Raw genomic sequence first — 11908 nt, forward strand, 5'->3', positions numbered from 1 at the left:
CCCGCCGCGCCCGCCGGGGCCGTCGAGCCGGTCCGGGGCAGCCCCGGGCCCGCAAGGCCGCGCGGGCCCGGGGTCAGCGCGCGGCCCTCCCCCGACAGACCAGGTGCATGTAGGCCAGGCCCAGCAGGGCCGCTGAAACCGAGCCGACGAGGATCGCCGTCTTGGCGGCCAGCAGCTCGGCCGGAATCTCGGTGAACGCGAGCCCCGCGATGAGGATCGACATGGTGAAGCCGATGCCGCCCAGGATCCCCACCCCCACGATATGGGGCCAGCGCACGCCGCGCGGCAGCTCCGCGAGACCGGCCTTGACGAGGATGAAGGTCACCCCCGCGATACCCACCGGCTTGCCCAGCATCATGCCCAGGTACACGCCGACCGCGACCGGGTCGACCACGAGGGCGCCCAGGTCGACCCCCACGAGGCGCACCTGCGCGTTCACGAACGCGAACAGCGGCAGGATCAGGAAGTTCACCGGCGTGGAGATGTAGTGCTCCAGGCGCTGCAGCGGCGGCGTCACGCGGTGCATCACCCGCTCGACGCCCGACACCGCATGGGTGAAGTCGTGCTGGCCGAGGATGTGCGCCTCGTCATCGAAGCGGTCGTCGAGCTCGGGCAGCTTGGCGCCGAGCCAGGACACCAGGCCCCCGGCGTCGACGTCGGAGCGGGCCGGGATGGTGAAGGCCAGGATCACGCCCGCGAGCGTCGCGTGGACGCCGGACTGGAACAGGCAGAACCACAGCACGAGGCCGAGCGCCAGGTACGGGGCGAGCCGGTAGTGCCTCCGCGCGTTGAGCAGCGCGAGCGCCCCGGTCACCGCAGCCGCCGCGGCGAGCCAGCCCAGGCTCGGCGCATGGCCGTAGAAGATGGCGATGGCCGCGATGGCGAGCAGGTCGTCGGCGATGGCGAGGGTCGAGAAGAACACCTTGATCGCCGGCGGCACCCGGCTCCCCAGCAGGGAGAGCACGCCGAGCGCGAAGGCGATGTCGGTCGCCATGGGGATCGCCCAGCCGTAGACCGCGCCGCCGCGGTTCACGAACCCGTAGATGCACGCGGGGACGACCACGCCGCCCACCGCGGCGAGCATGGGCAGCATCGCCTGACGGGGGCGCCTGAGCTCCCCGACGGTCATCTCGTACTTGAGCTCGATACCCACGAGCAGGAAGAACACCGCCATGAGGAAGTCGTTCACGAACAGCTCGAAGCTCAAGGAGAACTCCCAGCCGCCGATCGCGACCGTGACCGGGAGCGCGAACCACTCGTGGAGCGCGAAGTACGCGTCGGTGTTGGCGCAGACGACCGCCGCGACGGCCGCGGCGATCATCACCATGGCGGACACGGTGCCGTTGGAGGTGATGCGGTCGAGCACGCTGCGGCGCTCCAGCCTGCGGCGCTGCCGGTCGCTGATGAGCGGGGCGGGCGCGGCGGGCGCGTCCACGGCAAGCGCCTTGCGCTCGACCGCCTTCGCGGCCGTGTGCCTGAGGTTTTTGCGCGTGCGCTTTCCCATGTCGGTGCCGTCGCTCCTTCGCGGTCGCGGACGCGGCGGCCGAAGACGGAGCCGCGCGCCCTGGTCTCAAATAAGGCGCGGCACCCGATCGGGCGCCACGCCGTTTCATCTGAATCCGTTGTACCCCCGCTGCCGCGCGACGGGGGGTATCCGCCGACCCGAACCACGGGGAATCCACAGGTCGCCCGCAGGGGCGCCCCTCATCCGCGACGGCTCGCGCACCGCGGCCCGCACAGGGCGGGACGCAGGCGCGGATGCGGTGCCGTCGTCCGGGCCCGCGGCCTACTCCGCCGCGGCGAGGATGGGAGCGGCCACCTGCTTCTTGCGGGAGAGCACGCCGGGCATCCACACGCCCTCGGCGACGTCCTCGATCCCGAGGCCCTTCTGCGCGACGGCGGTCTCGCCCTCGAACAGGACCTGGGAGCCCTCCTCCATGATGTCGGTGATGCACAGGACGATGCCGTCCGCGCCCTTGCCGGCCTGGTAGGCGCGCATGGCCTCGCGGATCTCGGGCACCATGCCGAGCGCGCGGCTCTTGTCCACGGTCTCGTACTGGCCGATGAGCAGCTTGGACGCGCCGACCTCGAACAGCTTGATGTCGTTGCCGACCATCTGCTCGGGCGTGAAGGAGCCGGACGGGCGGGAGAGGAAGACCTCCATGCCGAACTTGACCGGGTCGACGCCGAGCTGCTCGCCGAGCTTGGCGGCGACCGCGCGGTCGATGTCGGTGGTGGTGGGGCTCTTGAGCATGAGCGTGTCGGTCATCATGGCCGACAGCAGCAGGCGCGCCTGGGCGTCGGTCGGCTGCTGCCCGAGCACCTCGAACAGCTTGGCGACGATGGTGCAGCTGGAACCCCAGGGCATGGCCACGATGGTGAGCGGGGCGGCGGTGGTGAAGCCGCCGAAGCGATGATGGTCGACCACGCCGACGATCTGGGCGTTCTCGATCCCGGCGACCGTCTGGCCCACCTCGTTGTGGTCGGTCAGGATGACCTGCTGGGGCTCGTCGGCCGGCTCGATGGCGTCGAGCGGCAGCGGCTCGGCGACGCCGAGGTCGGCGAGGAGCTTGGCGGACTCGGCGGGCAGCGGGCCCAGGCAGCACGCCTGGTAGGTGCAGCCGTTGAAGTTCACCTGGTTGAGGAGCTGGGCGAGGACGACCGACGACATGATGGCGTCGTTATCCGGATTCTGATGCCCGAAGACGAGGACGTTGCTCATGGATTCCCTCCAATGCGTCACGAAACACAGCTCAGGTAATCGTAGCACGTATGGAAGGCGCCGGCCGGCGGCTTCCGCGGCCCGCCGCGGCGGCCGTCTCGGCCATGGGAACAGGCTAGGGGGCAGATGCGGCCGGCGGGCTCAGGCGTGCGTGTTCACCCGGCGCCACTCGCGCGGGCATAGCCCGAAGGCGCCCTTGAACGCGCGCGAGAAATGGAGCTGGTTGGGGTAGCCGACCGCGCGGCCGACCTCGCCCACCGACAGCGCGGTGAGCTTGAGCAGCTGCGCCGCCTTGGTCATGCGGTAGTCGATCAGGTACTGCTGGGGGGACTTGTCCGTCACGCTCTTGAAGATCTTGCCGAAATAGCTGCGGTTGAGACCCGTCTGCCGCGCGATGTCCTCGACCGTGATGCCGTTCTGGTAGTTCTGCTCGATATAGCTCATGGCCTCCCGGATGTAGAGGTCCTGCAGCTTGCTGGTCGACGCGGTCCGGGGGGCGACGATCGAGCGGAGCAGGCCGTCGAGGAACAGGTAGGTGTGGCCGATCAGGCAGAACGCGGACGCGTCCTGATGGTCGACCAGATACCGCATCTCCTGCTCCATCGTGTCGCGCAGGCCGTCGTTCCCCGAGCGGTAGATGGGCGAGGACTCGGCGAGCCCCGCGAAGGCCAGAGACTCCTTCACCCGGATCCCGTCGAACTCGACCCAGATGTACTCCCAGGGGTCGTCCATGTCCGCATAGTAGGTGTTGGTCTGTCCCGGGAAGATCATGAACCCCTCCCCCGCCTGCAGGCGGTAGACCGTCTGGTTGCCCGACTCGTCGGACGCCGCGAGCGTCCCGCACCCCGAGATGATGTAGTGGAACAGGTAGTGGCTGCGGCGGAACGGCCCGAACGCATGGCCCGGCGTGCAGACCTCGCGCCCGTACTGGTACGGCATGAGGTCGATGTACTTGCCTCGGGAGAATGTGGATGAGACGAGCTCATGAGCCGGCATACGCGGGCCCCCTTCCTGTGCGGACCCCGGCCGCGGCGAAAGGCAGCGGCGCAGATCGTCATAGATTGTACACGCATTTCGTGCAACTAAATTAACGTATATATCTATATTTACCTATATATTGCTAGATACTCAGGAAAAAGCCAGCTATCGCAGGTAGATAGAGCAATATCAAGACGTATACAGAAACATAAGATTACCTTGAGCGGGGTAATTCGACCGTTTACCGAAACCGGCACCGATTCTTTACCATCGATTCAGTTCATCTACCTGCGCGGTATCGCATTTGACATGGTTGCATATCTCTATAGCACTAAAACGACGCATAGTGGCACTTTACTATAAGGCCCGCAGTACGGACTGTCCGCACGCGGGCGCGGCGGGCATACAGGAAGGGGTTTCAAGCAATGGCAGAACTCTCTCTTGAGCACGTTGGGAAGAAATATCCGAACGGGTACGAGGGCGTCAAGGACTTCAACCTCGAGATCGCCGACAAGGAGTTCATCATCTTCGTCGGCCCCTCGGGATGCGGGAAGTCCACCACCCTGCGCATGATCGCAGGCCTCGAGGACATCACCTCCGGCACCCTGAAGATCGACGGCCGCGTGGTCAACGACGTCGAACCCAAGGACCGCGACATCGCCATGGTGTTCCAGAACTACGCGCTCTACCCGCATATGACCGTGTACGACAACATGGCGTTCCCCATGAAGCTGCGCAAGGCGAGCCCCGATGAGATCGACAAGGCCGTCCGCGAGACCGCCCGCATCCTCGACCTCGACAAGCTGCTCGACCGCAAGCCCTCGGCGCTCTCGGGCGGCCAGCGCCAGCGCGTCGCCATGGGCCGCGCCATCTGCCGCAACCCCAAGGTCTACCTCATGGACGAGCCCCTGTCGAACCTGGACGCCAAGCTGCGCGTCCAGATGCGCGCCGAGATCTCCAAGCTGCATCAGCGCCTGGGCGCCACCATCATCTACGTCACGCACGACCAGACCGAGGCCATGACGCTCGGGACCCGCATCGTCGTCATGAAGGACGGCGTCATGCAGCAGGTCGATTCGCCCGCCAAGCTCTACTCCGAGCCCTGCAACCTGTTCGTCGCCGGCTTCATCGGCTCCCCGCAGATGAACTTCATCGACGCGACCGTGGGCGAGACGGCCGGGAAGGTCACCCTCGCCTTCGGCGGGAACGCCATCACCCTGCCCGACGCCAAGGGCAGGGTCCTGAAGGAGAAGGGCTACGTGGGCAAGGTCGTCGTGCTGGGCATCCGCCCCGAGGACGTCGTCGACTCCAACGAGCACCCCGCCGACCGCACGCTCTCCGAGCGGATCGCGGCCACGGTCACCGTGTACGAGCTGCTGGGCTCCGAGGCCATGATCTACGCGGACGTCGACGGCGGCACCGTGTCCAGCCATGTCTCGTCCGGCAACCCCGCGCGCGTCGGGAGCCGCATCGAGGTCGCGTTCGACCTCGACAAGGTCCACGTGTTCGACAAGCAGTCCGAGCTCGCGATCGTCCACTAAGCGAGGAAGGAGGCTAGACGCATGCTGAGCAAACCCGTTTCACGTCGCGCCCTCCTGGGCGGCGTTGCGGCCGGAGCGGCAGGCCTGCTGTTCAGCGGCTGCACCACCCAGCGCGCCGACGGCAAGATCGAGGTGGAGATCGTCAGCTACAAGCAGGAGGCCGTGAGCATCTTCGAGCAGCTCATGGAGGATTTCAACGCCTCGCACGACGACATCTACCTCAACATCACGAGCCCGGCCGACGCCGTGACCATCATGAAGACGCGCTTCGTGCGCGAGGACTACCCCGATGTCATCGGCATCGGCGGCGACGCCGACTACGCGAGCTTCGTGGACTCCGCGATCCTCGCCGACGTGTCCGATTGCCCCACCTCCGCCGACGTGCAGAAGGCGTACAGCGACATCCTGAAGAGCGTCACCTACGTGCCGATGGACGGCATCTACGGCGTCCCCTACGTGGCGAACGCCGCGGGCATGCTCTACAACAAGGACCTGTTCGAGGAGCACGGCTGGACCATCCCGGAGACCTGGGACGAGCTCATCGCGCTGTTCGAGCGGATCCAGGCCGAGACGCCCGATATCCACCCGATCTACCTCGGCTACCTCGACACCTGGACCATCCTGTCGCCGTGGAACTCCATCACCATCAACATGGTGCCGAGCGACCTGGCCCGCCAGGTGAACGCCGGCACCGCCAAGTTCGCCGACTACTACCGCGAGCCCGCCGAGCGCATGCTGCAGCTGCTCGACTACGCCGAGGACGGCCCGTTCGCCTACAGCTACAACGACGCCTGCACCGCCTTCGCGCGCGGGCAGTCCGCCATGTACCCCTGCGGCAGCTTCGCCGTGCCGCAGATCCTGTCGGTGAACCCCGACATGAACATCGGCATGTTCGCCATGCCGTCGGCCGACGACCCCGACGACCGCATCGTGGTCTCCGGCGTCGACCTGCAGTGGTGCGTGGCCGAGACCTGCGAGCACAAGGACGCCGTGTACGAGGTCATCGCCTTCCTGAACGAGCAGGCCAACGTCCAGACCTACATCGACGACCAGCGCGCCATCCCCTGCACCGAGGGCGACTTCACCCTCGACCCGCTGTTCGACGACATCCAGCCCTTCCTGGACGAGGGCCGCGTCCTGGACTACCTCGACCACTCTTACCAGTCCTCCATGGCATGCGACGCGCAGCTGCAGACGATGCTGCTCGACGGCGATGTCGACGCGTTCCTGGAGAAGTGGGATGCCGACTGGCAGCGCTACAACCGCAGCGTCATCCGCAAGGTACAGGATTACGAGAGTCAGCAGTAAGGAGGACGCGCTATGGCAAGTACGGCTGCAATCGGATCGAACCGCAGGAAGACCTTCATGGCCATCCTGATCCCGGTCCTCGTGCTTTTCTGCGCATTCAACACGATCCCGCTCATCACCGGCTTTCTGTACAGCTTCACGGACTCGAAGGGCTACGGCGCCTTCAACATCGTGGGCCTGCAGAACTACATTGACATGTTCAGCGACACCCGCATCCTGAACTCCTACCTGTTCACGTTCAAGGTCGCCATCGTCGCCACGCTCGCCACGAACGTCATCTCGCTCATGCTGGCCATCGGGCTGTCGAGCAAGATCAAGTTCAAGAGCGCGCTGCGCGGCGTGTACTTCGTGCCCCGCATCCTCGGAGCGCTCGTCGTCGGCTACGTGTTCAGCTACTTCTTCACCTACATCGTCCCGGCCGTCACCGGCGGCGAGTCCATCCTCGCCAGCACCGAATGGGCGTGGGTGGCCATCGTCATCGTGGTCGTGTGGCAGGCGTGCGCGCAGACCACCATCATCTACATCACCGGCCTGTCCTCGGTGCCCGAGGACGTCTACGAGGCCGGCGCGCTCGACGGCGCGACGGGCTGGGACAAGTTCCGCTACATCACGTTCCCGCTCATCATGCCGTCCGTGACCACCAACATGGTGCTCGTGATGAAGGACATGCTGATGGTCTTCGACCAGATCGTCTCGATGACCTCCGGCGGCCCGGCGCAGTCCACCGAGTCGATCTCCTACCTCATCTACAACAACGGCCTGTCCGGCGGCCAGTTCGGCTACCAGTGCGCCAATGCGGTGATCTTCTTCATCCTCATCGCCCTGGTCTCCATCCTGCAGACCAAGTTCCTGAACAGTAAGGAGGAGCAGCTCTAATGGCTAAAGACAACGTCAAGGAGCGGGTGAACTGGCCTGTCACCATCCTGCTCGTCATCGGCCTGATCACCATCGTCTTCCCGCTGTACATGGCGGTCGTCATCGCCTTCAAGGACCCGTCCGAGATGACGAACGACATCGCGGGCATCCTGTCCCTGCCGAGCCACTGGAGCCTCGACAACTTCATCGAGGCCATCCAGGTGACGGACTTCTTCAACTCCTTCCTGAACTCGCTGATCATCACCGTCGTTGCCGTGGTCGCCTCCATCCTCATCCACAGCCTCGCCGCCTACGCGATCGGCCGCAACATGGACCGCAGCCGGGTCTACAAGGCGAGCTACTACTTCATCATCGCCGGCATGTACGTGCCCTTCGCGATCCTGATGATGCCGCTCGTCAAGCAGACCGCCGTCATGCATTTGGACAACATGGTGGGCGTCATGATCCTCTACATCGTGTTCTACATGCCCATGAACATGATGCTCTACACCGGCTACCTGCGTAACATCCCCATCGCGCTGGAGGAGGCCGCGCGCATGGACGGTGCCTCGACCTGGAGCACCTACTGGAAGGTCATCTTCCCGCTCATGAAGCCCATGCACGCCACCGTCGCCGTCATCACCGGCCTGGCCGTGTGGAACGACGTCATGACCCCGCTCGTCATCATGGGCGGCCAGGGCGTCAACACGCTGCCGCTCGCGCAGATGAACTTCCAGACCGCGTTCTCCACGAACTACAACCTGGCGTTCGCGTCCTACCTGCTCGCCATGCTCCCGATGATCGTCTTCTACATCGTGGCGCAGAAGCAGATCATCGGCGGCGTCACGAACGGTGCCGTGAAGTAGCCCTCATGCCGCCCGCATGTACCAAGATGCGACATATGCACCGCTCATGTAGCTTATAACCTCTTCGCCTTGGGTCCCGCTCGCGGGACCCAAGTGCCGTACAATACCTGCCGCGCGACTCCGATGTCGCGCGACTCCAAGCCCGACCAAATCCGATCAGAAGGAATCGAGCGAGACCGATGCCCATTCTTTTCGACGAGGCCACCCGCACCTTCACGCTGCACACGCGCAACACGACCTATCAGATGCAGGCGGACCGATTCGGCTACCTGCTACACCTGTACTTTGGCGCGCGCGCCGAGGGCACCATGGACTACCTGCTCACCTATGCGGACCGCAGCGGATGCTGTACAAGCCCGCACGAGGCCGGGACGCGCACCTACTCGCTGGACGTCCTGCCCCAGGAGTTCCCCTTCCAGGGCAACGGCGACCTGCGCAGCCCCGTGTTCGTCATGCGCGACGGCGAGGGCACATTCGGGTGCGACCTGCGCTATGCGCGCCACGAAATCCGCGCGGGCAAGTACGGCCTGCCCGGCTTGCCCGCCGTCTACGCCGACGCCGAGGCCGACGGGGCGCAGACCCTGTCGGTGACCCTTGCCGATGCGCGCTGCGGCGTCGAGGTCGAGTTGCTCTACGGCGTGCTGCCCGAGCTCGACATCATCACGCGCGCCGCGATCGTGCGCAACACGGGCGCGCAGCGCGTGGTCGTCGAGAAGCTGCAAACCGCCTGCCTCGATTTCGTCCACGGCGACTTCGATGTCATGACCTTCAACGGCCAGCACTGCATGGAGCGAAAGCTCGACCGCCACGAAGTGCGCCCGGGATCGTTCAGCGTCGGCAGCCGTCGCGGCCAATCCTCGCACCAGTACAACCCGTTCATGATCGTGTGCGACCGCGACGCGACGGAGACGGCGGGCCGCGGCTGGTCCATGTCGTTTGTCTACAGCGGCAACTTCAAGGCCGAGGTCGAGCAGACCCAGTACCAGCAGGTCCGCATGCAGATGGGGCTCTCCGACGAGCTGTTCTCCTACCCGCTCGAGCCCGGTGAGCGCCTCGTCGCCCCCGAGGTCATCATGACCTACTCCAACGCGGGGCTCGAGCGCCTGTCGCACAACCTCCATCGCTGCATCCGCCGCCACGTGTGCCGCGGGCCCTGGCGCGACGCCCCGCGCCCCATCCTCGTGAACAGCTGGGAGGCCCACTACTTCGACTTCACCGGCGACGAGCTCGTGCGCCTCGCCGCCAAGGCCGCCGACCTGGGGCTGGACATGCTCGTCATGGACGACGGCTGGTTTGCCGAGCGCAAGGACGACTACCGCTCGCTCGGCGACTGGACCGTCAACGAGGAGAAGCTCGGCGGCACGCTGGGACAGCTCATCGAGCGCATCAACACCCTGGGCATCAAGTTTGGCATCTGGGTGGAACCCGAGATGGTCAACGAGGATTCCCAGCTCTTCCGTGAGCATCCCGACTGGGCGCTCGCCGTCCCGGGCAAGCAGCCCGCGCTCGGGCGCGACCAGCTCGTGCTCGATTTCTCCCGCGCCGAGGTGCGCGACAACGTCTTCGAGCAGATCTGCCGCGTGCTCGACCAGGGCAACATCGAGTACCTCAAGTGGGACTTCAATCGCAGCCTGGTGGACATCTACTCGCATGCGACCACCGATCAGGGCCGCGTCGTCTACGACTACTACCTCGGCCTGTATGACGTGCTCGAGCGCCTGGTCCAACGCTACCCCGACCTGCTCATCGAGGGCTGTGCCGCCGGCGGCGGACGCTTTGACGCCGGCATGCTGCACTACACGCCCCAGATCTGGACGAGCGACAACACCGACGGACACGACCGCATGACCATCCAGTACGGCACGTCGTTCGGCTATCCGTGCTCCACCGTGGGGGCACACGTCTCGGCCTGTCCCAACGAGGTCAACGGTCGCACCGTGTCGCTGTCGGCGCGCGGCCTTATCGCCATGGCGGGCGGCGGCTTCGGCTACGAGCTCGATCTGCTCGAGCTGCCCGAGCGCGCCTGCGAGCTCATCCGCGAACAGATCGAGCGCTACCGCGGCATGGAGCGCATCGTGCGCGAGGGCCTGTACTACCGCCTGAGCGATCCGGCGACCGCCGACCTGTACGCGTGGGAGTTCGCCGCCGAGGACGGCTCGGAGGCCGTCGTGAACGTCGTGGTCGCGCGCGCCGAGGGCTACGGCGAGGCCAAATACGTCGTGCCTCGCGGCCTGGAGCGCACCGCGCGCTACCGCGAGGTCAACTCCGGTGTCGTATACCCCGCCGCCGCGCTTATGGACATGGGCCTGCCCCTGCCCGTCGGCTCGGCGCTCTACATGGCCCGCAGCTACCATTTCGTCCGCGTGGACGAATAGGCCGACGTGACGCACGCCCCCGAAGGGTAGGGCGCCACATTGTGCCCATGGGTTTGTCTCAGTTAGAGGTCGCTTCGTGAGACAAACCCGTGGGTGGCAAGTTGGGGCCGGGTTCAAACTTGTCGCGACAGATGTTGTATGCGCCAGGCAAAGAACTCGGGTGCAAGGAGGCCGCCCGCCACCTCCGAGCACGCGCATGCGATTTCGCATGTGCGGCGCTCACAATCGCTGCACCCGTTTTGCGCGAGCTCTTGCCGAATGACGTTGTCGAATATATCGATCCCAGCGCTGCATGGCTGACCACCCGAAACAATTCTAAGATCGGTATTTTCTTGAACAAGACGCTTCCAGAGCGTCGCCTGGCGCTCACGGCTCGAACTGTCTATAGGCAAAGCATTGCGCGCAAACGCTTCAAATCGTTTGGGAAGTTTCCGATCGTCGTACAACCATTCCTCAACTGTGCCCCAAACGCGCGTCACCAATGCGTCCGGCCGCGCTAAATCGCAGACAAGCGGGAGAGCAACGACCTGGTGCGGCAGGTTGCCGGTCCAGACACGTATCACGCACGCTTGAGATACGCGCTCGTAAAATCGCTGCTGACGCTCTTGAAAGCCATCAGCGACCGAAATACCCCATCGTCCGAGCTGACCCATGCGAGCGCTCGCGGAAAGATCAGAAATATCACCGAACGTCAGGCAATCTTCAAAGACCTCGATATCTCCTACTGAACATCCCTCGGCGCGTGCCGAGCGCAGCACCGCATACCAGTTTGTGTCGAGACATGCCTCCAACATGACGCTGCGCTTCCTTTATGTCATGAATAGATATCCTGTGACCCGTAATAATACGACTCAACTCCGTTATAAAGCCAAGACTTAAAACCCCACGACACGCTATATGAATGGAAGGGTGCCACAGGTAGTGTTCCATCGACCCATAGCGAATACACAGTAGAAGGCACAGTTTGACTCCCGTGGAAACTTTCTGTGTATGCAAGTGATCCAGATGTCAGGTCTTCGCTCCGATATTCCCCGTCGGTAGGCGGCATATTTTACAGGATGAACGATGCGTGCTCTCGTTCTTGTAATGCTTTGCTTTTTTCACATCGTTCCAAAGAACCGTGCTGCAAGGGCGGAGCGCCACATTGTGCCCATGGGTTTGTCTCAGTTAGAGGTCGCTTCGTGAGACAAACCCGTGGGTGGCAAGTTGGGGCCGGGTTCAAACTTGTCGCGACAGATGTTGTATGCGCCAGGCAAAGAACTC

The 11908-nt window shown here is 64.6% G+C and carries 9 protein-coding genes; 5 read left to right on the forward strand and 4 right to left on the reverse strand.

Annotation, left to right across the window (positions count from 1 at the left end):
• Positions 1-73: 73 nt before the first annotated feature.
• From nhaA to PHA29_RS08325, 3 genes are all read right to left on the reverse strand, one after another.
• The gene (gene nhaA / locus PHA29_RS08315) at positions 74-1504 is read right to left on the reverse strand and encodes a Na+/H+ antiporter NhaA (protein ID WP_270405315.1); all 1431 of its coding nucleotides are present in this window, start codon (positions 1502-1504) and stop codon (positions 74-76) included.
• 282 nt (positions 1505-1786) lie between these two features.
• A complete protein-coding gene (locus tag PHA29_RS08320; RefSeq protein WP_270405314.1) occupies positions 1787-2722 on the reverse strand; it encodes a DHH family phosphoesterase in 936 nt (311 codons plus the stop codon).
• Between the two features lie 141 nt (positions 2723-2863).
• Complete coding sequence (locus PHA29_RS08325; RefSeq protein WP_270849153.1) at positions 2864-3718, reverse strand: AraC family transcriptional regulator; 855 nt, start codon at positions 3716-3718, stop codon at positions 2864-2866.
• A 407-nt stretch (positions 3719-4125) separates the two neighbouring features.
• Here PHA29_RS08325 and PHA29_RS08330 point away from each other — a divergent pair, with 407 nt between their 5' ends.
• The 5 genes from PHA29_RS08330 (at position 4126) to PHA29_RS08350 (ending at position 10645) form a co-directional block, all read left to right on the forward strand.
• Entirely contained in the window at positions 4126-5241 is a 1116-nt protein-coding gene (locus PHA29_RS08330) for an ABC transporter ATP-binding protein (protein ID WP_270405312.1), read from the forward strand.
• 21 nt (positions 5242-5262) lie between these two features.
• On the forward strand, positions 5263-6549 hold the full coding sequence (locus PHA29_RS08335; protein WP_270849155.1) for an ABC transporter substrate-binding protein: 1287 nt from the start codon (positions 5263-5265) through the stop codon (positions 6547-6549).
• A gap of 12 nt (positions 6550-6561) precedes the next feature.
• Positions 6562-7425, forward strand: a complete 864-nt coding sequence (locus PHA29_RS08340; RefSeq protein ID WP_270405310.1) for a carbohydrate ABC transporter permease — start codon at positions 6562-6564, stop codon at positions 7423-7425.
• Entirely contained in the window at positions 7425-8270 is an 846-nt protein-coding gene (locus tag PHA29_RS08345) for a carbohydrate ABC transporter permease (protein WP_270849156.1), read from the forward strand. Before PHA29_RS08340 ends, PHA29_RS08345 begins: the two co-directional genes overlap by 1 nt.
• Before the next feature lie 179 nt (positions 8271-8449).
• Positions 8450-10645 carry an alpha-galactosidase gene (locus tag PHA29_RS08350; RefSeq protein ID WP_270849157.1) on the forward strand — a complete coding sequence of 732 codons (2196 nt, stop codon included), beginning with the start codon at positions 8450-8452 and terminating at the stop codon, positions 10643-10645.
• A gap of 113 nt (positions 10646-10758) precedes the next feature.
• On the opposite strand, the gene PHA29_RS08355 is transcribed toward PHA29_RS08350, so the two are convergent.
• The gene (locus PHA29_RS08355; protein WP_270405307.1) at positions 10759-11439 is read right to left on the reverse strand and encodes a DUF3658 domain-containing protein; all 681 of its coding nucleotides are present in this window, start codon (positions 11437-11439) and stop codon (positions 10759-10761) included.
• Between the last annotated feature and the right edge of the window lie 469 nt (positions 11440-11908).

It is taken from the genome of Candidatus Collinsella stercoripullorum, from assembly GCF_027669965.1.
In the GTDB taxonomy this organism is placed as follows: Bacteria; Actinomycetota; Coriobacteriia; order Coriobacteriales; family Coriobacteriaceae; genus Collinsella; species Collinsella stercoripullorum.